The 25070-nt window shown below is 32.7% G+C and carries 27 protein-coding genes; 25 read left to right on the top strand and 2 right to left on the bottom strand.

Going from position 1 to position 25070, the window contains the following annotated elements; all coding sequences use genetic code 11:
* Window positions 1-265 (bottom strand): transposase (locus BLV37_RS13135; RefSeq protein WP_091732354.1); only part of this gene is annotated, 265 nt, incomplete at its 3' end.
* A 143-nt stretch (window positions 266-408) separates the two neighbouring features.
* On the opposite strand from BLV37_RS13135, the gene BLV37_RS13130 reads away from it, so the two are divergent.
* The 14 genes from BLV37_RS13130 (at window position 409) to hag (ending at window position 13040) form a co-directional block, all read left to right on the top strand.
* Window positions 409-552, top strand: a complete 144-nt coding sequence (locus tag BLV37_RS13130) for a YvrJ family protein (protein WP_091732418.1) — start codon at window positions 409-411, stop codon at window positions 550-552.
* 133 nt (window positions 553-685) lie between these two features.
* Window positions 686-1276 (top strand): hypothetical protein, encoded by a 591-nt coding sequence (locus BLV37_RS13125; RefSeq protein WP_091732415.1) that lies wholly within the window; start codon window positions 686-688, stop codon window positions 1274-1276.
* Between the two features lie 429 nt (window positions 1277-1705).
* Entirely contained in the window at window positions 1706-3937 is a 2232-nt protein-coding gene (recD2, locus tag BLV37_RS13120; protein ID WP_091732412.1) for an SF1B family DNA helicase RecD2, read from the top strand.
* Between the two features lie 231 nt (window positions 3938-4168).
* Complete coding sequence (locus tag BLV37_RS13115) at window positions 4169-4918, top strand: ComF family protein (protein WP_091732410.1); 750 nt, start codon at window positions 4169-4171, stop codon at window positions 4916-4918.
* 99 nt (window positions 4919-5017) lie between these two features.
* Window positions 5018-5431, top strand: coding sequence for a TIGR03826 family flagellar region protein (locus BLV37_RS13110; protein ID WP_091732407.1), 414 nt, complete (start codon window positions 5018-5020; stop codon window positions 5429-5431).
* Between the two features lie 68 nt (window positions 5432-5499).
* Entirely contained in the window at window positions 5500-5793 is a 294-nt protein-coding gene (gene flgM / locus BLV37_RS13105; protein ID WP_091732404.1) for a flagellar biosynthesis anti-sigma factor FlgM, read from the top strand.
* Window positions 5794-5809: 16 nt separating this feature from the next.
* On the top strand, window positions 5810-6313 hold the full coding sequence (locus tag BLV37_RS13100) for a flagellar protein FlgN (protein WP_143031527.1): 504 nt from the start codon (window positions 5810-5812) through the stop codon (window positions 6311-6313).
* 16 nt (window positions 6314-6329) lie between these two features.
* The gene (gene flgK / locus BLV37_RS13095; RefSeq protein ID WP_091732399.1) at window positions 6330-7859 is read left to right on the top strand and encodes a flagellar hook-associated protein FlgK; all 1530 of its coding nucleotides are present in this window, start codon (window positions 6330-6332) and stop codon (window positions 7857-7859) included.
* 111 nt (window positions 7860-7970) lie between these two features.
* Window positions 7971-9437 carry a flagellar hook-associated protein FlgK gene (flgK, locus tag BLV37_RS13090; RefSeq protein ID WP_091732397.1) on the top strand — a complete coding sequence of 489 codons (1467 nt, stop codon included), beginning with the start codon at window positions 7971-7973 and terminating at the stop codon, window positions 9435-9437.
* Between the two features lie 110 nt (window positions 9438-9547).
* Window positions 9548-10525, top strand: a complete 978-nt coding sequence (gene flgL, locus BLV37_RS13085; RefSeq protein WP_091732394.1) for a flagellar hook-associated protein FlgL — start codon at window positions 9548-9550, stop codon at window positions 10523-10525.
* Between the two features lie 73 nt (window positions 10526-10598).
* Window positions 10599-11150, top strand: coding sequence for a DUF6470 family protein (locus BLV37_RS13080; RefSeq protein WP_091732391.1), 552 nt, complete (start codon window positions 10599-10601; stop codon window positions 11148-11150).
* 192 nt (window positions 11151-11342) lie between these two features.
* The gene (gene fliW, locus BLV37_RS13075; protein WP_091732389.1) at window positions 11343-11795 is read left to right on the top strand and encodes a flagellar assembly protein FliW; all 453 of its coding nucleotides are present in this window, start codon (window positions 11343-11345) and stop codon (window positions 11793-11795) included.
* A 3-nt stretch (window positions 11796-11798) separates the two neighbouring features.
* A complete protein-coding gene (gene csrA, locus BLV37_RS13070; protein ID WP_091732386.1) occupies window positions 11799-12023 on the top strand; it encodes a carbon storage regulator CsrA in 225 nt (74 codons plus the stop codon).
* Window positions 12024-12200: 177 nt separating this feature from the next.
* Window positions 12201-13040: a flagellin Hag gene (gene hag, locus BLV37_RS13065; protein WP_091732383.1), complete on the top strand. Its 840-nt coding sequence runs from the start codon at window positions 12201-12203 to the stop codon at window positions 13038-13040.
* Between the two features lie 454 nt (window positions 13041-13494).
* On the opposite strand, the gene BLV37_RS13060 is transcribed toward hag, so the two are convergent.
* Complete coding sequence (locus BLV37_RS13060; RefSeq protein ID WP_091732381.1) at window positions 13495-14553, bottom strand: hypothetical protein; 1059 nt, start codon at window positions 14551-14553, stop codon at window positions 13495-13497.
* A gap of 161 nt (window positions 14554-14714) precedes the next feature.
* Between BLV37_RS13060 and BLV37_RS13055 the strand changes: the two genes are divergently transcribed.
* From BLV37_RS13055 to BLV37_RS13005, 11 genes are all read left to right on the top strand, one after another.
* Window positions 14715-15326: a hypothetical protein gene (locus BLV37_RS13055; RefSeq protein ID WP_091732378.1), complete on the top strand. Its 612-nt coding sequence runs from the start codon at window positions 14715-14717 to the stop codon at window positions 15324-15326.
* A 1-nt stretch (window position 15327) separates the two neighbouring features.
* Entirely contained in the window at window positions 15328-17181 is a 1854-nt protein-coding gene (locus BLV37_RS13050) for a motility associated factor glycosyltransferase family protein (protein WP_091732376.1), read from the top strand.
* A 25-nt stretch (window positions 17182-17206) separates the two neighbouring features.
* The gene (gene pseB / locus BLV37_RS13045) at window positions 17207-18262 is read left to right on the top strand and encodes a UDP-N-acetylglucosamine 4,6-dehydratase (inverting) (protein WP_091732373.1); all 1056 of its coding nucleotides are present in this window, start codon (window positions 17207-17209) and stop codon (window positions 18260-18262) included.
* A 20-nt stretch (window positions 18263-18282) separates the two neighbouring features.
* Entirely contained in the window at window positions 18283-19473 is a 1191-nt protein-coding gene (pseC, locus tag BLV37_RS13040; protein ID WP_091732370.1) for a UDP-4-amino-4,6-dideoxy-N-acetyl-beta-L-altrosamine transaminase, read from the top strand.
* A gap of 11 nt (window positions 19474-19484) precedes the next feature.
* The gene (locus tag BLV37_RS13035) at window positions 19485-20441 is read left to right on the top strand and encodes an ATP-grasp domain-containing protein (RefSeq protein ID WP_091732367.1); all 957 of its coding nucleotides are present in this window, start codon (window positions 19485-19487) and stop codon (window positions 20439-20441) included.
* Window positions 20442-20451: 10 nt separating this feature from the next.
* Window positions 20452-21126 carry an HAD family hydrolase gene (locus tag BLV37_RS13030; protein WP_091732420.1) on the top strand — a complete coding sequence of 225 codons (675 nt, stop codon included), beginning with the start codon at window positions 20452-20454 and terminating at the stop codon, window positions 21124-21126.
* Window positions 21127-21141: 15 nt separating this feature from the next.
* The gene (locus tag BLV37_RS13025; protein WP_091732365.1) at window positions 21142-21873 is read left to right on the top strand and encodes a cytidylyltransferase domain-containing protein; all 732 of its coding nucleotides are present in this window, start codon (window positions 21142-21144) and stop codon (window positions 21871-21873) included.
* A gap of 129 nt (window positions 21874-22002) precedes the next feature.
* The gene (gene asnB, locus BLV37_RS13020) at window positions 22003-23826 is read left to right on the top strand and encodes an asparagine synthase (glutamine-hydrolyzing) (protein ID WP_176967982.1); all 1824 of its coding nucleotides are present in this window, start codon (window positions 22003-22005) and stop codon (window positions 23824-23826) included.
* Window positions 23827-23885: 59 nt separating this feature from the next.
* The gene (locus BLV37_RS13015; protein WP_091732359.1) at window positions 23886-24302 is read left to right on the top strand and encodes an FAD synthase family protein; all 417 of its coding nucleotides are present in this window, start codon (window positions 23886-23888) and stop codon (window positions 24300-24302) included.
* A gap of 77 nt (window positions 24303-24379) precedes the next feature.
* Window positions 24380-24739, top strand: a complete 360-nt coding sequence (locus tag BLV37_RS13010; protein WP_091732356.1) for a nucleoside-diphosphate sugar epimerase/dehydratase — start codon at window positions 24380-24382, stop codon at window positions 24737-24739.
* 66 nt (window positions 24740-24805) lie between these two features.
* Window positions 24806-25070 (top strand): transposase (locus BLV37_RS13005; protein WP_091732354.1); only part of this gene is annotated, 265 nt, incomplete at its 3' end.

Raw genomic sequence — 25070 nt, 5'->3', positions numbered from 1 at the left:
TAAGGATTGCTATTTCAAGATCCTTTTCGCCTAATAGCTTCTTTAGTTGCTCATTCTCCTTATCTAAGGAGGAATTAGTGCTATAATCTATATTAAGAGGATTATTCGTTTTGTTAGCTTCCTTTGATTCTCTAACCCATCTTGTAACCGTGCCTGGGACAATATCATGCTTTCTTGCTACTAAAGTTGCATTACCAACTTCCTCTACTTCTTTAACAATTTGACGTTTAAATTCTTCTGGATATCTTGTATTTTTGCTTCTCATTCTGGCAACCTCCTGTTGATTATATTTTACTATAATCGTGTGTGATTGTCCAAAACGGTTAGGGGGCTAAATAGAAACTATCGTTAAACTATCGTTACACTACCGTTAAACTATCGTTAAATAAAGGAAGGGAGGTATTCAGCATGGAAGAGGTATACTCTCAAATAGCTAATCTTGGCTTTCCTATAGCTGTATCAGTATATTTATTGGTACGAGTTGAAGGAAAACTAAATAAGCTGACTGAAAGTATCAATGAGCTTTCAAAGGCTATAATAGGAATGAAGTAATAGAAATGTTCGGCTAGGAAATGTCTAGCCGAGCATTCCTATGTAAAAAGAGCCCTTTTATATTCAAATTTATCTTTATTGACACCGAACACATGTTCGATTATAATTATGCTAAGGAAAGGAGTTGAAGAGGATGAAAAATATTGAAGAACTAATTTCAAATGAGATAATGGCTATTACACCCTTATATATAGATATGAAGGGCAATTCTACGAAGATAATCACCAAAAAAGAAAAGGAAACTTACATATACAAAAGCATAAAAACAGTTATTGCACTATTGGCAAAATATTTCATGGTTGATTTAGCTTCTTCTAGACAGTACTATGGCAAAATTATAGGCTGTACAAACATTGTGCCTCTAGCCTTTAATAAGGATAATGTATTTGTACCGTTGAAAGTTAGAAAAACACTAGGAAAAAATGATGGATCCTTTGGATATTTTAATACTAGATTTGTTAATGAGATTTATAAAAAGAGTGATAAAGTATATATATCTTTAAGAGAGGACATTTTAGTTGAGATATTACAGGGTATAGATTCTGCTAATAAGAACCTCCGAAATGCTAATATAGTCAAACAGTCATATTGTGAAAGAACTGGAATAACCGTAATGGAGAATCATGGGTTTCTAGGAGAATACAGCAAGCCAGCTACTAAGGGTGATATTTTAGCCCTAAGAAGCGAGATAATGGACATAAAGTTTAAGCTGTTGAAGTCCTAGTGTTCTAGTGTATAATATTAATAGGATTATTGTTGGTTAGTTGTTAGTTTAACAGTAGTTTAACAGTAGTTTAACAGTAGTTGAACAGTAGTTTAACAGTAGTTTAACAGTAGTTTAACAGTAGTTTAACAGTAGTTTAACAGTAGTTTAACAGTAGTTAAACAGTAGTTGAACAGTAGTTGAACAGTAGTTAGACAATCGTTAAACAATCGTTAAACTATCGTTCCACAATCGTTCCACTATCGTTAAACTATCGTTCCACAATCGTTCCACTATCGTTAAACTATCGTTCCACAATCGTTCCACTATCGTTCCACAATCGTTCCACTATCGTTAAACTATCGTTCCACAATCGTTCCACAATCGTTTCACTACTGTTATTAAAATTCTTAATTCTTATTATGATCACTATTACTGGAGGTACGGAAATTGGTAACTCTTCAAGGAACTATAGAGGAAGTCATATTTCATAATGAATCTAATGGCTACACAATTGCAATATTGGAAACTGATGATGATGTAGTCACTATTGTAGGATATATACCCGTTGTTAGCATTGGGGAGACTCTTAAGGTACAGGGAGAATGGACGTACCATCCCAATTATGGTCAGCAGCTAAAGGTAGATACATATTCTACAGTTGTACCATCTACATTGAATGGTATTATAAAATACCTTTCGTCTGGACTTATTCCTGGTATAGGGCCGAAAACTGCGGAAAAGATAGCTGAAAAGTTTGGAGTAGATTCCCTGGATATACTACAATATAATCCTGAAAGATTAAAAGAAATCCCAGGCATAGGCGAAAAGAAAATTGAGCAGATTTCTGAGGCTTTTATAGAGCAGAGAGAATTGAGAGATATTATGATATTTTTGCAAAGCTATGGAATCGGTCCAAATTATGGCATAAGAATATTTAAAAAATACGGCAATGAGTCCGTAGCTAAAATAAAAGAAAATCCTTATAGATTATCAGAGGACATTGTAGGAATAGGCTTTAAAATGGCAGACAAAATAGCTCAAAGTATGGGAGTTGATTTTAGATCTCCATATAGAATAAATGCTGGGATAAAGTTCAAGCTTATGGATTTTGCACAGGATGGACATACTTATGCGCCTAAGGAGCTTCTAATAAGGCTTACAGCTGAGCTGCTAGGTGTAGAAAGTGAGCTTGTAGACGAAGGTCTAACTAGCCTAGCATTTAAACAAGAAATACAGCTTGAGAGATTAGAGGAAGATGAAATATATGTGTACTATATGCCTTTTTTCTATGCAGAAACAAATGTTTGCAAAAAGCTTCTAGAGATATCAATGTCTGAAGTAAAGGCTTTAGACATTGATGTGGAAAAAGAAATAGCTTCAATTGAAGAAGAGGATAACATAGTCTTTGCGGGAAAACAAAAGGAAGCTATTAGGCAAGCCGTAGAAAATGGTATTCTAGTTATTACGGGAGGACCAGGTACAGGTAAAACCACTACTATCAATAGTATTATAAAGCTATTTGAGAAAAAAGAACTTTCTGTATCATTGGCTGCACCTACAGGGAGAGCCGCAAAGAGAATGAGTGAGGCTACAGGGAAAGAGGCCAAAACCATACACAGACTTTTAGAATACGGCTTTGTTGATGATGAGCTTGGCATGGCATTTGCTAAGGATGAAGGAACACCTATAGATGCTGATGTGGTTATTATAGATGAAATGTCTATGGTAGATATACTTCTTATGAATAATTTATTAAAGGCAATATTACCAGGCACTAGACTTATATTAGTAGGAGACACTGATCAGCTACCTTCAGTGGGAGCCGGAAATGTCCTCAGAGATATAATAAGCAGTAAAATAATAAAGGTAGTAAAGTTAGATGAGATATTTAGACAGGCTGAGGAAAGCATGATAGTAGTTAATGCTCATAGAATTAATAAAGGAGAAGCACCATATCTAAATGTGAAGGACAAGGATTTCTTCCTTATGACTAGGATTACACCAGAGAGTATAGCAGATACTATAGTTGAGCTTTGCTTAGAAAGATTGCCTAGATTCAATGGATATGACCCAGCTAAAGACATACAAGTACTTACATCTATGAAAAAAGGAGAAACAGGTGTAAACGCCTTAAATGAAAGACTACAAAGTGCTCTAAATCCCAAGCATCATCTAAAGGCAGAAAAAAAATCGGGTGATATGCTCTTTAGAGTTGGAGATAAGGTTATGCAAATAAAAAATAATTATAGGACAAAATGGACTATGGAAGAAAAGGATGGAAGCATTCAAGAAGGAGAAGGAGTATTTAATGGAGATTTTGGTTTTATAAAAAGCATAGACAATGAAGAAAGTGAGTTAATCGTTTTATTTGATGACAACAAGGAGGTAGTATATAGCTTTAATCAGCTTGATGAGCTAAGACTCGCCTATGCTACGACTATTCACAAGAGTCAGGGTAGTGAATTTCCAGTAGTTATTATTCCGGTATGCTGGGGACCACCGATGCTTCTTACTAGAAATCTGTTATATACTGGTATTACTAGAGCCAAGGAGCTTGTAGTTCTAGTTGGTATGGAAAAGTATATGCACATAATGATAAACAATAATAGAATACTGAAAAGATACTCAGGTCTTGATAAAAGGTTTCAGAATGTATTTAACATGATGATGAGATCTTAAAAAAGGCAATTAAGAATTTTAATAACAGTAGTGGAACGATGGCTTAACGATAGTTTAACGATGGCTTAACGATAGTTTAACGATAGTTTAACAATTGTTTAACAATTGTTAAACTACTGCTAAACTACTGTTTAACTACTGTTTAACTACTGTTCAACTACTGTTCAACTACTGTTCAACTACTGTTCAACTACTGTTCAACTACTGTTAAACTAACCCCGGAGGTTTATTATGTCTCCTAAAGAAAACCTGATACAAAAAATATCAAATACACTCCTAGACCTTATATTTCCTGAAGAAGGTCTATGCTTTATATGTGACAAGTTTCATGAAGAGGTAAGAGAAGACCATATTTGTAGCGATTGCAGGGAGGAGTTGTTTTTTATTAAGAAAAACAGATGTCCTAAATGTGGGAAGCCTGCATATGGAGAGAAAATATCTAGTGAATGCAGCTATTGCTCAGGTAAAGAATTTTATTTTACTCGGGCAATTTCTTCTTTAGAATATAGGGGAGTCTTAAGAGACACAATTCATAAATATAAATTTGAAGATAAGGCCTATATGTATAAGGCTTTTGGTGAGCTAATGCTAAGAACAGTATTAAATGAGAATATTATGCCCATAGATATTATAGTTCCAGTACCACTCCACAGGAGACGTAAGGCAGAGAGAGGCTACAATCAGTCTGAGCTTTTAGCTAAGTATTTATCCCAAAATTTAGACATACCATTAGACAAGCAAAATATTAAAAGGATTAAAAGGACCAATATACAAAATAAGCTAGACAGACTGGAAAGGCAAAAAAATCTTAAAGATGCTTTTAAAGTAGAGGACAAAGGGGTATTTAAAAATAAGAGGGTACTTTTAGTAGATGATATTTTTACTACAGGAGCTACAGTAAATGAATGCTCCAGGGTCATAAAAGAATGTGGTTCTAATGACATAATAGTAATTACAATAGCCACTGGACGAAATGTATAGGACTTAACTATTAATTTTATATTATAATTTTAAAAAAGAAGGATTATTATCATAAAATATCGAATAAAAGCAAATATAGTTATACTGGAGGTGACACTTATGGCTATAAGGAACTGTAAAAAATGCGGCAGAATATATGCAGACGATAATTTTGAATTATGTCCAAAATGTAGAACTAATGAGGTAGATGAATTCAAAAAGGTAAAAGATTATCTTTATAAATATCCTGGGGCAGATATTCAGGTTGTGTCTGATGAAACAGGAGTAGATACAAAGAAGATTTTAAAATATTTAAGAGATGGCAAGCTGGAAATAAAGGACGATAGTCCTAATTTAGTATTAGATTGTGAAAGATGTGGAACACCTATTAGAACAGGTAGATTCTGTCAAAAATGTGTTACAGAAATGCAAAGAGAATTTAAAAGTGCAGTAGCAGACAATAGTCCTGTTAAGAAAAGCACTACAAGAGATAGCGACAAGATGTATATTGCTGAAAGACATAAAAGAAGATAAAAAACTAAAGTTATACCCTATTTCTACCGATAATATGTATATAATACGGAAAGGAATGGGGTGTTTTTATGAAAATTTTCAATAATAGTGGTATAGATAAAATGATGCAAGCCTACAGGAAGCAAGAGCATAGAAAGGAATCCTTCAAACTAAATAGAGGTAGCAAAAATGACGAACTTAGCTTATCTAGTACTGCTAAGGATTATCAGATTGCTATGAATGCTTTAAAGAATACACCTGATATTAGAAAAGAAAAGGTTGAAGCCATAAAGGAACAGATTAGAACAGGAACATATGTTATAGATTCAGGTAAAATTGCTGAAAAGATATTAGGAAATATTAACTTTGATAAAAGAGTATAATCAGGCAGGTGAGAAGATGATAATTTTAGTGGAAGAGCTTAGAGAAGTACTAGCAGAGGAACTCCATATTTATGAAGACATGCTTGAATTGACGAAAAAAAAGACAGAGATAATAACAAATGGTCAGATTAATGATTTGGATAATATTACTCAGATAGAGAACAGCCTTATACTTAAGCTAAGCCAATTTGAAAATAGAAGAGAAAAGATAGTGAACAATATTCAAAAACAATTCCAAATAGAAGATGAGCTAAGTATAACGGATATTTTAGATTGTATTGAGGATAAAGAAGATGGCATAAAACAAGAGATGAATGGCATGATTGAAAAGCTATCTAGTGTATTAAAGGAAATCAAAGAGAAAAATGACCTAAATAGCTTGCTTATAAAAGACACCCTAGAATATATAGAGTTAAATATTAATCTTTTGACTAGCGTATCAGAACAAGGAACATATAATAATAAAATAAAGAAAGAACAGACTTCACAAAAGATTAGTTTGTTTGATACTAAGGCATAGAAAGGTAGGAGATTAAATGTCTTCTTTTAAAGGATTATCCATTGGAATTTCAGGACTTTATGCTAGTAGAAGGTCCTTAGATACCATAGCACATAATATTGCAAATACGGACAACCCTATTTATGTTAGACAGCAGGCAATACATTCTGATTCTAGATATTCAAGGATTAGCTTGAAGCATTATATTGGAACAGGTGTAGATGTTCAGCAGATAAGACAAGTAAGGGATAGTTTTTTAGATACAAAAATAAGATCAGAAGCCTCTGAGTTTGGTTTTTGGTTTTCAAGAACTAATGTTTTTGATCAAGTGGAAGGCTTGGTTAGAGAGCTTTCAGAGGATGCGATTCAAGGAGTTATGGATAAGTTTTGGGGTTCATGGGAGGAAGTAGCAAAGGATCCAAGCAGCCTAACAGCTAGAGGACTTTTAAGAGAAAGAGCTATAGAGTTTGCAGGTTCTGTAAACCATATGTATACCCAACTGGAAACTCTTCAATTTAACCTAGATAAAAACATTAGAAATATGGTAGATGAAGTTAACGAATTAGTAAAAGGGATAGCTGATTTAAATCTTAAGATAATGTCCTCAGAAGCTATGGGCTCTACAGCAAATGATTTTAGAGATACTAGAAATGGTTATTTAGATAGATTGTCACAAATAATCAAGATAGATTATTATACCAGTAATAATGGAGCTGTAAATATAGCTATTGGTGGTACTCACATAGTATCAGATGGCACATATAGAGAGCTAGAAGCTAAAAACAATGGCAGCCCTTATGTAGATATACACTGGAAGGATAATGGAGAACAACTTTTACCAGAAAGAGATTTAAAAAATGGAGAGCTATTGGGCTTATTAAATGCTAGGGGATACTATGGACAGGAAAATGATATAAGTGATGTTACTGAATATAAGTATATAATACCTACTTTAAAAAAACAGCTTAATGAGTATGTGAAGGGACTAGCAGAGGCTATCAACGATTTACATAGAGAAGGATATTCTCTCACTGGAAATACAGGAATAGATTTCTTTGTTAAAAGGGATTCTAGCAATGGAAATTGGGCTGGTAATATTAGCTTAAGTTCAGCATTAGATTCATTAAGTGAAATAGCCGCTGCTTCAAACACTGGGGAAATAGGCAATGGGAAAATAGCAGAGCTAATAGCAGGCATAAGATATGGGGCTATATTTGAGGATGGGAAAGCAGTAGGGATTGAAAAAGACGTACTTGGGAAAATAGTCTTTGATTCCAACGGTAAGCCTATATTTAAAGGGAAAACCACATCAGATAACTTTTATAGAGATATAATCACAGACTTAGGAATATCAGCAAATGAATCCATAACCATGAGAGACGCTCATGAAATGGTAATGGCTCAGATAGATGATAGAAGAAAAGCAATGTCTGGGGTTTCTCTAGATGAGGAAATGACAGAGATGATTAAATTCCAGCACGCATACAACGCAAGTGCAAGAGTGATAAATGCCATAGATGAAATGGTAGACCAGATAGTAAATAGAATGGGAATAGTGGGAAGATAAAATAACGATAGTTTAACGATAGTGTAACAATAGCTTAACAATAGTGTAGCGACTGGTTAACCATTGTTCAACTACTGTTCAACTATTGTTCAAAAAAAAAGAGGTGAATATATGAGCTGGATTGGATTTAATACGGCAGTTTCAGGGCTTTTAGCAAGTCAAAGAAAACTGTATGTAACTAACCATAATATAGCAAATGCAGATACAAAAGGCTATTCAAGACAAATGGCTACACAAAATGCTACTACACCACATCGTTTACCAGGCATTGGGTTTATAGGGACAGGAACAAACATAACCTCAATAGAGAGAGTACGGGACTCATATTTAGATTATAAATTTAGAACTGAAAATGCACCCTTAGGAGAATGGGAAATAAAAAGAAATACGTTAACAGATATAGAGCATATCCTAAAGGAAACTGAGGAAGAGGGTTTAAGCAAATATATTGATGAATTTTTTAAATCTCTAGAGGATTTAAGCAAAAATCCTAGTGATAACTCATACAGAGTAGCAGTTAGAGAAAAAGCAATAGCTACGGCTAATCATCTTAATGAAACTGCCAGCAAGCTATATAACCTACAAAAAGATATTAATTATCAAGTAGGTGCTCAGATAAAGAAAGTAAATGATATAGGCTCTCAGATAAAAAACTTAAATGAACAAATATACAAGCTTGAGATAGACGGAAAAATGGCAAACGACCTAAGAGACCAAAGAGACTTACTTGTAAGTGAATTATCTAAGATAGTAAATGTTCAAGTAAGTGAACAAGATGGTAAATATAAGGTATCTATAGGAGGAGCATCGTTAGTAGAGCATTCAACTCTAAGTAAGCTAATGGACCCACCTCAAACTATAGAAAGTAAAATTTCTGGAGAAAAGCTAGTACAGGTTCAGTGGGAAAATGGAAACAAGGTAGCACTGAAAAGTGGAGAGCTTAAAGGTCTGCTAGACTCAAGGGACGGAACTGGAATCAATGGAGAATATGGTGGAGTTCCATATTATGTGAAAAGGCTAGATGAGTTTGCCAGAGTATTTGCACAAAAGATAAATGAGCAGCATAGTAAAGGATTTATTATAGAAAATCCACCGCAAGACCCACCAACACTAGGAGGGGATTTCTTTGGTTCAAGTGATATTTCAGGCGATATAAAAGCAGCTACTATAGTAGTAAATTCTGATATTATAAATAATTTAAACAACATAGCAGCGGGATTAGGAGATTATGGCTTAGAAAATAATAAAAACATATTAGAAATTATAAAGCTTAGAGAAGATAAGGGTTTCTTTAGTGGTACTGCATCAGCTCAAGGAACTCCAGAAGATTATATAACCTCCATAATATCTACCCTTGCCGTAGATAGCCAGTACGCTATAAGAATGAAGGACAATCAAAGCCTTATAGTAGATAGTGTACAGACGAGAATAGACTCCGTATCCTCAGTAGACCCGGACGAAGAAATGGCAGATATGGTCAGATTTATGAAGGTCTATACCGCATCAGCCAAGATGATAAGTACACTAGACCAATTATTCGACACAACCGTAAATCGTTTAGGATTAGTAGGAAGGTAAAGAAACTATAGTGGAACGATGGTTTAACAATAATGGAACGATAGTTTAACTACTGCTTAACTATTGTTCAAATACTGTTTAACTACTGTTCAAAAAAAGAGGTGAATACATTGAGAATAACTAACAGTATGCTTGTCAGAAACATGATGGGCAATCTAAATAAAAACCTAAGAAGAATGGAAAAATTTCAAAAACAATATCAATCAGGTAAGCTATTCCAGCTTCCATCAGAAAACCCTATAGGAGTGTCTAAAAGCTTAAAGCTATACACTGACAAGTCCAAAATAGAGCAGTACAAAAACAACCTAAGGGATGCTGTATCTTGGATGTATACTACAGAGGATGCTGTAACTCATCTAGGAGAAGTACTTAACAGAACTAGATATCTAGTAGGAGATGCAGCAAACGGAACTAAAAATAAAGACGACCTAGAAATGATAAAAAAAGAAATAACAGAGCTTAAGAACCAAGTAATACAAATAGCTAATTCAACTCATGCAGGGAGATCTATATTTACAGGCTTTAAGACGGATCAAGATTTATTGAACCAGAATGGAGAATATGTTATAGATTTAAAAAATGATGAAGTGTCAAAATACAATGTAGGAGTTTCAGAAAACATATCCATAAACACTTTGGGTATGAGAGTGTTTGGTACTATTACTGGTACAACAACAGATATAGATGGAACAGTGATAGTTAATTCATCAAATGCAGATTATAGCACAGAGGTAGACAGTAGTGCAAACAAGGATTCTTATTTATTTGCAATGTTTAACTCTATAGAAAAATATTTAGAAAAAGAAGATTTCGGTGCTTTAAGCAATACTTTAGGCACTGTAGACGATGTCATCACTAACGTACTTGAAATAAGAGCTGAAATAGGAGCAAAAACTAACAGATTAGAAATGACCCAAAAAAGATTAGACTCTGATGCCATAAACTTTACAAGACTTCTGTCAGAGAACGAAGATGCAGATATAGCAGAGGTAATCATGAACTTCAAAATGGCTGAAAGTGTCTACCTAGCATCTATGTCAGCAGGTGCAAGAATAATCCAACCTAGCTTAGTAGATTTCTTAAGATAGATTAATGATAATGGAACGGTAGTTTAGCGATAGTGTAACGATTGCTCAACTACTGTTCAACCGAGGTGATTACATGCCTTTATCCATAACCACAATGAAAGGTCAAATAGGCATTCAAACCACAAAAGCAAGCCTTAACATAGAACAACCAAAAGGCGAACAATCCATTAGACAAATAAAGCCCCAGATGATAATAGACAGAGAGCTGCCAAGAGTACTTATCGATAGCTCACAGCCACTATCGGAAATGGGGCGAAAGCCTTGGTCAGAGGTCGCTGCAGAATACGCACAGCTAGGACGCCAACAAGCGATAGAGACCATAGGCAGGATAGTAAGCGATGGTAACAGAATGGCTATGATTCAAAACAAAATGCCAGAGGCCATACCAGAAATAGCCTTAACCAACTCTACACCAAAGCAGCATGAATTTAACTTTGCCCTTATACCAACTAGCAGACCAAAGATAGAAGTAACAGGACACTTAGATATTCAGTGGCAGCTAGGTGGGGTAGAATACAACTATACGCCAAGAAGACCAGTAGCAGACTATCAACCATATAAAGTAAACATATACATGGAACAGTACCCTAAAACAGAAATTAGATACATAGATACAAAAGGTTAAAAAGCATAAGAATGGGTATAGAATTTATTAGGAATAAGGAATGACACATGTCATTCCTCAATTAATTTTTAATAGGAGTTCAATTAGGTGAAAACTTACTCATTACTATCATGGAATCCAATAAAGGTTAAATTTTTTAATTCTTAATTTTTAATCCTTAATTCTTAATTGTATTTATAAGGGGGTAGTACAATGAAACTCTCCACAAAACACTTTGGAGAAATAGACATAGACGAAAAAAAAATCATAAACTTCATAGATGGTATCCCAGGATTTGAAGAAGAAAAGAGATTTGTCATTATAGATAATCCAGAGGACGGAGTACCATTTAAATGGCTCCAATCACTAGACGAGACAGAACTAGCTTTTGTCATCATCAACCCATTTATATTTAAACAAGACTATGAGTTTAACATACCAGACCAAACAATAGAAAAATTAAAAATAAAAGAAGAAAAGGATGTAGCCGTATATTCAATAGTCAATATACCAGAAGACATTACCAAAATGACAGCCAATCTCCTAGGACCAGTCATTATCAACATAAAAGAAATGCTAGGCAAACAAATAGTACTAGATGACAACAGATATAAAACTAAGCATTTTATTCTAGAAGAAGCAAAAGCTAAAGGTAAGGAGGAATAGCATATGCTAATACTTACCAGAAAAGCAAACGAAAGTATTATTATAAAGGACAACATAGAAATAATAGTAGTAGGCATAGAAGATGGCAAGGTTAAGCTAGGCATCAAAGCACCAAAGGAAATAGATATATATAGAAAAGAAGTATACGAAACCATCCAAAATGAAAACAAACAAGCAGCAGCTACAAAACCTATCCATATAGACTTACTTAAGGATTTTTTCAAGTAAAGATTATAAAATTTTTCAAATATCACTAAAGTACCAAATTATTCTGTCGATATATATATCGAGAAAACAAAATTTTTATATAATCTGGCCAGAGTATAAAAATTATGTACAAAATTCGCCAAAAGGCGACATGGCAAGGATGCCAAAACAAAAACAAAATTCAAGGAGGAATATTAAATGAGAATAGCTAATAACTTACAAGCTGTTAACACACACAGACAATTAGGTATCACTGGTGGATACCAAACAAAATCAATGGAAAAATTATCATCAGGATTAAAAATCAACAGAGCAGGAGACGACGCAGCTGGTCTATCAATCTCTGAAAAAATGAGAAACCAAATCAGAGGTTTATCACAGGCATCAGCTAACTCACAAGATGCTATATCATTGATCCAAACTGCAGAAGGTGCTTTAACAGAAACTCATAACATTCTTAAGAGAATGAGAGAGTTAGTAGTTAAAGCTGGTAATAAGGGAACAATGAGCACAGAAGACTTTTCAGCGATTGATGATGAAATACAAGAATTAAATGCAGAGTTAAGTGGTATAGCTCAACGTACCGAATTTAATGGTAAGGCATTACTAGACGGTAAATATAGTGGAACATTCCAAATAGGAGCTAATAAAACTCAAACTATGGACTTAGCAATCACAGCTTCTGGTACTTCAACTAGTAAGGTAGCATTGGGAGCTACAGGATTAAAAGTAAACGATATTACAATTAACAGTGGCACTGATATTAATGCAACGCTTGGTAAAGTAGATGAAGCTATAAAGACTGTTTCATCAGTTCGTTCAAAACTAGGTGCTAATCAAAACAGACTTGAATACACTATCAAGAACTTAGACAATGCTGCAGAAAACCTACAAGCAGCAGAATCAAGAATTAGAGACACAGACATGGCTAAAGAAATGGTAGAATTCACAAAACAAAACATTCTACAACAAGCAGCACAAGCTATGTTGGCTCAAGCAAATGCCAGTCCGCAAGGAGTATTGCAGCTCCTAAGATAATGGCAATTTGAAAGGGTCCCTTAAGGGGTAACCTTTAAGCGCAAATCGGGTGAATTGCTGGAACTTCCTAAAGCTTTCTTTCCTACAACGTAACTGGAAACGGTAAGCGTGAATGGCCGAAAAGAAGAAAGATGTAACAATGGATAATCAGCAGCCCAGCTCCTGTACCGAAAGGTTGGAGAAGGTTCAACGACTAGGATGAACCACCTAAAGCAAATGCCATGGTGATGAGATCCGTAGGGATAGAGGTGTCCCGAAGTACCCGACAACCTAAATAGGTTGAAGATATAGTCTGGCATGTATTGAAAAATATATGATTGCCCGCAAGCAAATATGGCACCTCAAGGAGTACTTCAATTATTAAGATAGTTTCTAAAGAAACATCGAAAAATAATGAAGATAGAACAAGAGCTAGGATTTTTTCCTAGCTCTTTCCTATTATAAATTTCAAAAATTAAAGTTTTCCTTCTTGCCTTAGTCTCCTAATTTTATCTACAGTACCCCAAAAAGATCTATTTATCGTGTTAGCTATATCTTTATCTTTAAATCCTTCTTTTTTCATTCTAATAATGGTTATTTCATCATCATTAGAATAACATTTATCAATTACTTCAAGAGGAGAAATTTTAATAGTTCTATATAATCTGGTCTCAAGGACTTCTTTTTTCTTTTCCATTAATCTGTTTTTTATATCTATCTTATATTCCATACATTTAACCTCTTCAACATATGGGCTTACTAAATTAATAAATCTCATTATTTCGTTCATCTTATTTATTTTAAGAATATAGTTTTTGCCATCGGGTCTTTTACTTAAATTAAATGAAATTCCAAATATGTTTAAAATATGATCTCTAAGGATTAAGTTTTCTTGCATAGAAAAATTTAAAGTATATAGAGTTATTTGAGGGGAAATGTAAATGTAACCGTTATTTTTTGCAGAAACATTAATAGTAAGACTACCATCATCCATATATAAGCAAGCAAGGCCAATTGGGTGATCGAGCACAGATATATTATTTTGAGTAATTGTTTTTACTTTATTTATGTAAAATAAATTATAAAGATTAGTATAAACTGAATGGCTAAAGGAGGAAAGCTTACCGTATTTACATTTATCATTAAACTTAAAGCCTACATTTTTAAGTTTTTCTGCTTTCCATTTTCTATATTCCGTTTGGTTATTTCCACCATGTTCTCTATAGTGAGCATTTTTACTTCTACCATAAAGTGCAAGGTTCCCGTCTCCTAGCAGGCTTCCTATGATAATATTCTTTTCTAATTGATTCAATTCAAGTGGAATAGTGTTTTTATCAAAACTTTCCTTTCTTTTTGCTCGAAGGCTGCTATACATTTTATGCATATAATACAAATCTTTTTTAACACCTAATTTATTTGCCCTCGACCTTAAAGCACATACAGTTATGTTAAGTTCAGCAGCTAACTCATATGTATCTGATTTAGGATAGTTTTTAATAATATAAGCATTAATATTATTCTCCGGAAAACACATTCTCGCACCCCTTCACGAACGTTTGTTCTCTAGCTATAGTATATAATATAAAGTAAGATTTTTCAAGCTATTATTGCTTAATCTTGTCTTAAGATTTCCCTACTTTCTGTCGATAATAGATAAGAAGATTGTCTAAATGACAACAAATTTGGAGGTATGAGATGAAAATTTATGTGTTAGATAAAGTATTAGAATATAACAATGATAAGAACAACATAGAACCAATGTTTCAAGAAATAGACGGCATATTAGATAAGTCAAATTATTTTTTTAGTCACTTAGTTATAGATAACCTAGAGATATATGAAGATTATCATGACTATTTTCTAGATAACATAAGAAATATAAGAGAAGTTAAAGTAATATCTAAAACATTAAAAGAATTAACAGCAAGCATTATGCTTTCAACAATAGATTATTTTAACAGAGCTATACCAGAGATAAGTATCCTCTCAGATGAATTCTATAAAACACCAGCTGAAAACTCCTGGACTAAGTTTTCAGATTTACTAGAAGGTATTGCCTGGGTAGCAGATTCATTTGTAGCTATAGACAATAATAGTAGATTAAGAGATATAGTTTCTAGCTATGAGGAATGGAATCATTATGCTAAAGACATTTACTCACTCCAAGAACTACTCGGAGAATTAGAAGAAGTCATGGAAAGCCAAGATACAGTTTCTATGGGAGACATTCTTTTTTATGAGATATCTCCACTGTTTCAAAGCATGAAAGAGAAGCTTGAAGGATTGGTTTCGAAGGGAGAAAACTAAAATGCTTTTAGTCGACAATATAGTAATATTAAAAGAGGTTTTTCCTACAACTTTGTTGAAATTAAGAGAAATAGAAAATAATATAGATGAAAAATTTGTAAAAATAGAAGAAGCTAAAAATGGATGTAAAACCCTATCAATAAAAAAAGAAGAAAAATGGGTATATCTCCATAGTAAATATAATCCTATAAGAGAGGCAGAAGCTATTATAGATGAATATAAGGACATAAAAGATGAAACTAGTGTTATTTTTTATGGAGTCGGTTTAGGATATCATATAGATGCTTTTTTAGAAAAACATCCAGATGTAAACTTTTACATATATGAGCCTATACCAGAAATACTTTATCATTACCTTTCTAATAAAGAAATAAAAAATCTTCCTTCAAAAAGATTAAAAAATATTATTACAGGTATGGATACACAAACTATAGGTTTGTTTTTAAATGAATTTATAGATAAATCTATGGGAAGGGTTGAGTTAATTACTTTACCTATACATAAACAGATTTTTCCTGAAAATTATAGAGATTTCCTAGATTCCTATAAGACAATAGTCAAAGGTAAAATGAGTAATATGGCAGTAGAAAGCTCATTCCAGAAACGCTGGATTTTAAACAGTATGAAAAACTTTAAAGAAATCATATCTACTCCTAATATAATGGTGGAGAAAAGAGGGCAGTTTAAAGGCAAAACTGCCTTACTAGTAGCAGCAGGTCCTTCATTAAATGAAGAGATAGAAAACATACGATATATTAAGGAAAATGGATTGGCATACATATTTAGCGTAGGCACTACTGTAAATACACTTATTAATAATAACATATATCCCCATGCAACCACTACCTATGATCCACAGGAAGTAAACCAAGTTGCAGTAAAAAAAATAAAAGAAATGGAGATATCTGAAATACCACTTATATTTGGATCAAGTGTAGGCTATGAAACGGTAGAAGACTATTCAGGGAAAAAATATCATATGCTTACAGATCAAGACACTGTATCTAGATTTTATTTAAGGACTAAGAACAATGAAAGCATAGATAGAGTTTATGATGCTCCAACTATATCAGTAATTACTTTGCAAATACTTTATAATCTTGGATTTAGTGAAGTTATTTTAGTAGGACAAAATCTAGCATACTTAGGTGAAAAAAAATACTCTTCAGGCTCTGTTTATTGGACCGGATTAAGTGTGGCTGAAAAAGCGAAAGCTAAATTAGTAAAAGATGTTTATGGAAATGACATATTAACTAATCCAGGCTATATAACTATGAAAGAGCAGCTAGAGTTTTACATAAAAGAATATGAGGGGTTGAAGGTAATAAATGCAACTAAAGGTGGAGCACATATAGAAGGCACAACTTTTATGGAGCTTGAAGAAGTAATAAAGAATCATCTAAATACAAAAATAGTAGAAGAAGGTTGGCTAGAATGCAATCCTACTGAATACGATATAGATTACCTAATATCTCAATCAAAAAAAATGGACAAGGAATATGAGGAAGGATTAAAACTAATTAAGGAATATTATAAAGTACTCAACAGTATAAGTACTTTTATTAAAAATAAAAACTATAATCAAGCAGAAAAGATGTATATAAAGCTAGACAAGGTGTTTTCTAAAATAGAAAAAAACAAATTCTTTATGACCTTTATTATTCCAAGGAACAGAGTAAGCTATAAAGCACTGATAGATAGTATTGATAGCTTAAATGAAGAAAAAGATAAAACCTTAAAAGGCGAAAGAATAGTAAACAGCTTTAAGTATTTTATGGATTTATGTAAAAAAGATATAGATGAATTATTCCCAACTTATGAAGAACTAAAAAGAACTATATTAGAATATAATTAATCCATTTTAGTTAGGGGGAAGTAAGGTGTTAACAGATAAAGCTATACTAATAACAGGGGGAACGGGCTCCTTCGGACAAAAATTTATAGAGATGATATTTGACAGATATAGTCCTTCAAGGGTTGTAATTTATTCCAGAGATGAATTTAAACAAGATGTAGTTAGGAAAAAATTTTCCTCTATATTGTCAAAGGATCAATTTTCAAGGTTGAGATTTTTCATAGGAGATGTAAGAGATAAGGAAAGATTATATAGAGCCTTTAAAGGAGTCGATTTTGTAATACATGCAGCAGCAATGAAACAGGTGCCTGCTTGTGAATATAACCCTTTTGAAGCTATAAAAACTAATATCCATGGTGCACAAAACATTGTAGATGCAGCTTTAGATTGCGGTGTCAAGAAGGTAGTAGCTCTATCCACAGACAAAGCAGTTAATCCAATTAATCTTTATGGTGGAACTAAACTTGTGTCCGATAGACTATTTATCTCCGCCAATGCATACTCAGGTGGAAAAGGAACCATATTTTCAGTAGTCAGATATGGAAATGTGGCAGGAAGTAGAGGTTCAGTAATACCATTTTTTAAAGAATTAACAGAAAAGGGAGAAAGAGAACTGCCTATTACTGATTTTAGAATGACTAGATTTTGGATTACACTAGAAGAAGGTGTAGAGCTTGTATTTAAAGCACTAGAAGAATCAAAGGGTGGAGAGACTTATATATCAAAAATACCTTCATTTAAAATCACTGACCTTGCCAAAGCTATGCTGCCAAGCTGTAAACTAAAGGAAGTAGGTATAAGAGAAGGTGAAAAGCTAGACGAGGTTATGATAACTAAGGATGATTCTAGATATACCTACGAATATGAAAAACACTATATAATATACCCGCACTTTGATTGGTGGAGTTCTAAAAGATATTTTACTAGTGGTGGAAAGCTTATAGAAGAAGGCTTTGAGTATAATTCAGGAACTAATAAAGAATGGTTAAGCATTGAAGAATTAAGAGAACTTTTATTTAAATTAAACATGTTACCATTCATAGATAATTATAATGAAGAAGTAGCAGCAACCAGAGAATAATGAAGATAGGTGGAATATATATGAAACCAGCAATATTAGGAGGAGCTCCTATAAGAACTACATCGCTACCCTATGCAAGACAATATGTAGATGATGACGATTGTCTTGCTGTAAATAAAGTACTAAAATCAGCTTTTTTAACTACAGGACCAAAGGTTAAAGAATTTGAAGAGGAAATAGCTAATTATGTAAAGGCTAAATATGCAGTTGCATTTTCAAATGGTACTGCTGCATTACATGGAGCTTGTTATGCAGCTGGTATTGGGGGGGGAGATGAAGTAATTACTACTCCTATAACCTTTGCAGCTTCATCTAATTGTGTCCTTTACTCAGGTGGTACTCCTGTATTTGCAGATATTGATGAGAATACTTTTAATATAGATGTAGATGAAATAGCTAAAAAAATTACTAATAAGACCAAAGCAATAATTCCAGTGGATTATACTGGACAGGCAGTAGATATAGATGGTATCAAGGAGTTAATTAAGGGTACTGATATAGTCATTATAGAAGATGGGGCACATTCTTTAGGTACTAAATATAAAGGTGCTAGAGTTGGTGGCTTAGTAGATATGGCTATGTTCAGCTTTCATCCAGTAAAGACTATAACTACTGGCGAAGGTGGCATAATCACTACAAATAATGAAGAGTATTACACAAAACTAATAAATTTTAGATCTCATTGCATCACAAGAGATATTGACCAGCTTATAAACAAAGATATTGGCGGCTGGTATTACGAACAGCTTGACCTAGGATACAACTATAGAATGACTGATTTTCAAGCAGCTCTTGGAATTAGTCAAATGAAGAAAATTGATTGGTTTATTCAAAGACGTAAGGAAATTGTTGAGAGATATAATGAAGCATTTAAGGATTTAGAGGGAGTTATCCTTCAAGAAAATGCTGACTTTTCAGATACTGTAAATCATTTGTATGTAATAAAACTTAATTTGCCAAAATTAAAGGCTGATAGAAAAGAGATATTTGATGCCTTTCAAGCTGAAAATATTGGTGTATATGTACACTATATTCCAGTATACTGGCACCCATACTATCAAAAGCTAGGATACAAAAAAGGCTTATGTCCTAAGGCAGAAGAGTTATATAATGCAATGCTTACAGTCCCACTATTCCCAGCTATGACTGATAATGATGTAGAAGATGTAATTAAAGGCTTTTATAAAATAATAAATTACTACAGAAAGTAAAGAGGGATAGCATGAGAATACTTCTTACAGCAATAGGAAAAAGAGTTCAATTAATCAATCATCTAAAGAAGACAAATTATGTAGCAGGAGTAGACGTAGGAGATTTAGCACCAGCTAAGTTTTTTGTAGACTCTTTTTTCAAGGTTCCACCATGTAATGATATAGAATATGTAAATTCACTATTAAACATATGTAAGAATGAAAAAATTCATATGCTAATACCCTTATATGAAAAAGAATTTCTGATCCTTGACAGTAATAGGGAGAGATTTAAAGAAGTAGGCACTATTCTTTTACTAAGCAGTAGATTAATTTTAGATATTTGCAATGATAAATGGAATACTTATAACTTTTTCAAAGCGAACAATATCAATACCCCTAGAACATATTTAGTAGAAGAAATAAAAGAAAATCAAAGTATAGCTATAGACTACCCTGTAATAATAAAACCTAGAGATGGAATGGGCAGTAGAGGAATATTTTATGCTAAGGATAGAGAAGAGCTATTCCACACTATCTCAGGCCTAGAAAATTATATAATACAAGAAATGATAGAAGGAACAGAATATACTCTTGATGTCTTATGTGGTCTAGATGGAGAAGTAATATCTATAGTACCTAGACAAAGACTAGAAGTAAGAGCAGGAGAAGTATCTAAAAGTAAAGCAGTAAAGGATATCAGATTGATAGAATCTACATTGGAATTGATAAATAAAATGAATTCAATGGATAATCATAAGGCTATTGGTCCAATGAATATACAATGCATAGTTAATAATAACGGTGAAATAAAATTTATAGAGATAAACCCAAGGTTTGGAGGAGGAGTTCCTTTAACCTTTGAAACTGGTGTAGATTATGGACAAATACTTAATGAAATGATTTTGGGTAAAAAAATCGAACCGATTATTGGTAAATTTGAAGAATTGATTATGCTAAGATTTGACGATGCAGTATTTATTAAGTAAGGGTGAAAACATGATAGAAGTAATAATATTTGACTTAGATGATACTTTATACAACGAAAGAAACTTCGTATTTAGTGGCTTTACGGGAGTAGCTAAATACTTAAGTGAAAAATACAGTTTAGATCGAGATATTCTTTACGAGGATATTTTAGATATATTTCAAGAACAAGGAAGAGGAAAGATATTTAATATATTGTGTGACAAACATGGACTAAAGGAAAATATAGAAAATCTAGTTAGTATATATAGAAACACTTTACCTTATATTAAATTATATGATGATGCACTTTATGTATTAGAAAAGCTAAAAGGTCAATATAAGCTAGGAATAATAACAGATGGAAAGAATACAGTTCAATGGAATAAAATAAATGCTCTAGATGTTGAAAAATATATGGACAAGATAATAGTAACTGATGATCATGGAGAGGATTATTGGAAACCAAGCGAAAAGCCATTTATGGCTATGCTAGAGTATTTTGGTGGCAATCCAGAAGAATATGTCTATATAGGAGACAACCCTAACAAAGACTTCATAGGATGTAAAAAGCTAGGGATAAATACAATAAGGATAATCCGAAAAACTGGAGATCATATGAATACTTTTTTAAATGAGGAATATGAAGCGGACTATAAAGTAAATTCATTATTAGAGCTAGAAAACATACTTAAACTTCTAAAATAAAGGGATGAAAACAATATGAAAATTCTCTGTATAGTACAAGCTAGAATGGGGTCAGAAAGGCTTCCAGGCAAGGTTATAAAGCCTATCTTGGGGAAACCAATGATCTTATACACATTAGATAGACTGAAAAGAAGTAAATACATAGATGAAATAGTACTAGCCACTTCAACTAGTGAAAAAGAAGAGCCTTTAGTTCAGGTGGTTGCTCAAGAGGGCTACAATATATTTAGAGGAGAAGAACACAATGTCCTTAAAAGATATATAGATGCATATGAAAAATTCGGTGGAGATATAATCATCCGTATTACAGGAGATTGTCCATTAATAGACCCTCAAATTGTGGATAATGTAATATCTCATTATCTTATGTATGACTATGATTACGTAAGGCTAGATGTTCCAGATACTTTCATCAGAGGCTTTGATGTAGAAGTATTTTCAGCTAAAGCATTAGAAAGGGCTTACGAAGAAGTAAATAAAAGCGATGAAGAACAGTATAAAGAACATGTGACATTATATATGTATAGAAATAAAGATAAGTTTAGGGTTGGGTATGTAAAAGGGGACAAGCTGTATAATAAAGATTATAGGCTTTGTGTTGATACAGTAGAGGATTTTGAAGTTGTGAGTAAGGTTTATGAATATTTTAAGGATGAGTATGTAGGGGCTAAGGAAGTGGTGGAGTTTTTGGATGGGAATAGGGATGTGGCAGAGATAAATATTGGTGTGATGCAGAAGGGTAGGTAGTGTATTTAACAAAATGTTATGAGATTATTGGTTGATATGTGTATTACTTAGAGGGGAATACTGATGTTATAAGAATGATTGTCCAGTGGCAAGTCTAAATATATATAGAATAGAGAAGAAGGGAATATGATGAGTGGTATAAATGGGATTTATAGTGCTATAAAGATCGACCATATTGAAAACAGAGTAGATAAAATGAATAATGCAATTGCCCATAGAGGAATGGATGCATCTAAGATTTTAGTAGTTAATGAAGGTATAGCTTTTGGGTACAGGAGATTATCGACAATAAATATTGGTGACAGACCAAATCAACCATTAACAAGTAATTCTGGAAGATGGACAATTGTTTTTGATGGGGCAATTTATAACTATAAGGAACTTAAAGAAGACTCAAAATATGATCTTTCAACTAGTTATGATGCAGAAGTAATTTTAGCTTATATTGAAAATTATGGACTAGAAGCATTTCTTAATGATAGTAATGGGATATATGCTATTGGATTATATGATAAGTATGATGACAAGCTTTATATTGTAAGAGATAAACTCGGTGTAAAACCGATTTATTATGCAGTTAGCAATAATAGTTTTATTTTTTCATCTGAAATAAAAGGAATTTTAAGTAGTGGACTAGTTGAAGCTGAATTTAATGAAGATGCTATTGATGAATATTTAGGAAACCGCTATGTTAGGGCACCATATACTTTTTTTAAAAACATTTTCCAATTAGAAGCAGGTTGTATTATGATGGTAAATCAAAATCTTGCACTTCATAAGACAGTTTACTGGGAGTTACCGACAGAATTTAATTATGAACAAAATTATGAAGAAGAAAAAATTGTTAAAGATTTTAAGGTGGAGATAATTAATTCAATAAGTAGAAGCTTGGCAGCAGACGCCCCAGTAGGCACGTATTTGAGTGGAGGTGTTGATTCTAGCTTGATTACTGCTATTACTTCAAATTTATTAAATGAGAGAATAAACACATATATAATTGGATTTAACGATTTAAATGAATTTGATTATGCAAATATGGTTGCTAGCAAATATAATACTAGGCACCATCAAATTGTTATGGAAGAAGATAAGTATTTTGATTTAATTGGAAAAGTTATTTCTTATAAAGATGCTCCTCTTGGAGTTCCAAATGAAGTATTGCTTACATTTTTGTCAAGAATAATCAAACAAGATGTTACTGTATTATTATCTGGTGAAGGAGCAGATGAATTACTGGGAGGATATGGTAAAATATTCAGGTCTCCATTTGATTACTTTTACGAGGAAGAAAAACATAATATTATGTTTTATGACTATTTTATTAATAAGTATGAATATGTGCCTAGAGACATAAGGGACAAGTATTTAAATACGAAAAAAACTTTAAGAGAAACTTTTGACAATTCAATAGGAGCTGAGTTTGAAAAAAACAGAAATGAAGAGAATGTTTTTAGGTTTTTTCATAAATACCATGTAAAAGGATTGCTTCAAAGGATTGATACGACAACTATGCTGGAAGGAATAGAAGCTAGAGTGCCGTTTTTAGATCATGAATTAGTTGAATATGCCTATAAAAATATCCCATATAGTCTAAAACTAAAGTGGAAAGATCATAGTTCAAAAGAAAAAGCAAAAAAACTATCTTCAAATGTATATAGTGAAGAACTTGATATTCCCAAATACATACTTAAAAAGATATCTTATGATTTTTTGCCTAAAGAAGTAATTGAAAGAAAAAAGATGGGCTTCCCTGTTCCTCTAAATGAATGGATAAAAAAACTTGAAGAAGAGGCAAAGCAGATTTTAAAAGATGCATATTGGTTTAAGGTAGATAGGTTAGATGAGATGATATTAGAAGCAAAAAAAGATGTAAGAACGGGTCAAATAATTTGGATGTTTATAAATATCGAATTATTTAGAAAAAAATATTTTGACAAATCATGGTTATGGTAGTCCGCTTTTTGTAAATATACCTAGTTTAAAGAAAGAATAAATATAAAGGAGTTTTATTTATGGTTATTGGCTATACAACTGGAGTATTTGATCTTTTTCATATAGGACATTTGAACATGCTAAAAAATGCTAAAGCAATGTGTGACAAGTTGATTGTAGGAGTTACTACTGACGATCTTGTATCATATAAAAATAAAAAATCCGTAATCCCATTTGAAGAACGTATCGAAATTGTTAGAAGTATTAAGTATGTTGATGCAGCCATAGCACAGGAAAATATGGATAAAATCGAGGCTTGGAAGAGACTAAGGTTTGATATTATGTTTGTAGGTGATGATTGGTATAATACAGAAAAATGGAATAATTTTAATAAGCAATTTGAAGAAATGGGAGTAAGAATAATTTATTTTCCTTATACTAAAGGAACATCTTCGACACTAATAAATGAAACGCTAAATAACCTGAGAAATGTTTAACTTGGATAGAATGGATATAGGTTAAATATAATATAAAAAACACAATAACACGGTATTAACATAAGGGAGAATATGAAATGAAAATTATTATTTTTGGAACAGGTAGTTATGCTGAAAGTTTACTTAGTAGAATAAATAAAGATGATGTTGAAATAATCGCAGCATCGGACAACAACTCAGATAAATGGTGGACAAGCTGGCATGGAATAGATATTATTCCACCATATAAATTAAAAGAGTATGAATTTAACTATATATTAGTTGCAAGCATGTATACAAAAGATATAGTAGAAGGATTATTGGATATGGGACTAGACATAAGGGAAATCATTTGTACTTACAATCAATATGAAATAAATTTCGAACACAATAAAATTCTAAGACATATTTTTAATATGGGGGAAAAACACAAAATTGCTTTGATATCTTCTATTTAGCCCCCTAACCGTTTTGGACAATCACACACGATTATAGTAAAATATAATCAACAGGAGGTTGCCAGAATGAGAAGCAAAAATACAAGATATCCAGAAGAATTTAAACGTCAAATTGTTAAAGAAGTAGAGGAAGTTGGTAATGCAACTTTAGTAGCAAGAAAGCATGATATTGTCCCAGGCACGGTTACAAGATGGGTTAGAGAATCAAAGGAAGCTAACAAAACGAATAATCCTCTTAATATAGATTATAGCACTAATTCCTCCTTAGATAAGGAGAATGAGCAACTAAAGAAGCTATTAGGCGAAAAGGATCTTGAAATAGCAATCCTTA

The organism is Proteiniborus ethanoligenes, from assembly GCF_900107485.1.
In the GTDB taxonomy this organism is placed as follows: Bacteria; Bacillota; Clostridia; order Tissierellales; family Proteiniboraceae; genus Proteiniborus; species Proteiniborus ethanoligenes.
This window is presented reverse-complemented; position numbering and strand designations above follow the sequence as displayed.

Excerpts from the sequence above, each read along its gene's own strand:
- BLV37_RS13130 (WP_091732418.1), top strand. The coding sequence starts at position 409 with ATGGAAGAGGTATACTCTCAAATAGCTAATCTTGGCTTTCCTATAGCT.
- BLV37_RS13125 (WP_091732415.1), top strand. The coding sequence starts at position 686 with ATGAAAAATATTGAAGAACTAATTTCAAATGAGATAATGGCTATTACA.
- BLV37_RS13115 (WP_091732410.1), top strand. The coding sequence starts at position 4,169 with ATGTCTCCTAAAGAAAACCTGATACAAAAAATATCAAATACACTCCTA.
- BLV37_RS13110 (WP_091732407.1), top strand. The coding sequence starts at position 5,018 with ATGGCTATAAGGAACTGTAAAAAATGCGGCAGAATATATGCAGACGAT.
- flgM (WP_091732404.1), top strand. The coding sequence starts at position 5,500 with ATGAAAATTTTCAATAATAGTGGTATAGATAAAATGATGCAAGCCTAC.
- BLV37_RS13100 (WP_143031527.1), top strand. The coding sequence starts at position 5,810 with ATGATAATTTTAGTGGAAGAGCTTAGAGAAGTACTAGCAGAGGAACTC.
- flgK (WP_091732399.1), top strand. The coding sequence starts at position 6,330 with ATGTCTTCTTTTAAAGGATTATCCATTGGAATTTCAGGACTTTATGCT.
- flgK (WP_091732397.1), top strand. The coding sequence starts at position 7,971 with ATGAGCTGGATTGGATTTAATACGGCAGTTTCAGGGCTTTTAGCAAGT.
- BLV37_RS13080 (WP_091732391.1), top strand. The coding sequence starts at position 10,599 with ATGCCTTTATCCATAACCACAATGAAAGGTCAAATAGGCATTCAAACC.
- fliW (WP_091732389.1), top strand. The coding sequence starts at position 11,343 with ATGAAACTCTCCACAAAACACTTTGGAGAAATAGACATAGACGAAAAA.
- csrA (WP_091732386.1), top strand. The coding sequence starts at position 11,799 with ATGCTAATACTTACCAGAAAAGCAAACGAAAGTATTATTATAAAGGAC.
- hag (WP_091732383.1), top strand. The coding sequence starts at position 12,201 with ATGAGAATAGCTAATAACTTACAAGCTGTTAACACACACAGACAATTA.
- BLV37_RS13060 (WP_091732381.1), bottom strand. The coding sequence starts at position 14,553 with ATGTGTTTTCCGGAGAATAATATTAATGCTTATATTATTAAAAACTAT.
- BLV37_RS13055 (WP_091732378.1), top strand. The coding sequence starts at position 14,715 with ATGAAAATTTATGTGTTAGATAAAGTATTAGAATATAACAATGATAAG.
- BLV37_RS13050 (WP_091732376.1), top strand. The coding sequence starts at position 15,328 with ATGCTTTTAGTCGACAATATAGTAATATTAAAAGAGGTTTTTCCTACA.
- pseC (WP_091732370.1), top strand. The coding sequence starts at position 18,283 with ATGAAACCAGCAATATTAGGAGGAGCTCCTATAAGAACTACATCGCTA.
- BLV37_RS13035 (WP_091732367.1), top strand. The coding sequence starts at position 19,485 with ATGAGAATACTTCTTACAGCAATAGGAAAAAGAGTTCAATTAATCAAT.
- BLV37_RS13030 (WP_091732420.1), top strand. The coding sequence starts at position 20,452 with ATGATAGAAGTAATAATATTTGACTTAGATGATACTTTATACAACGAA.
- BLV37_RS13025 (WP_091732365.1), top strand. The coding sequence starts at position 21,142 with ATGAAAATTCTCTGTATAGTACAAGCTAGAATGGGGTCAGAAAGGCTT.
- asnB (WP_176967982.1), top strand. The coding sequence starts at position 22,003 with ATGAGTGGTATAAATGGGATTTATAGTGCTATAAAGATCGACCATATT.
- BLV37_RS13015 (WP_091732359.1), top strand. The coding sequence starts at position 23,886 with ATGGTTATTGGCTATACAACTGGAGTATTTGATCTTTTTCATATAGGA.
- BLV37_RS13010 (WP_091732356.1), top strand. The coding sequence starts at position 24,380 with ATGAAAATTATTATTTTTGGAACAGGTAGTTATGCTGAAAGTTTACTT.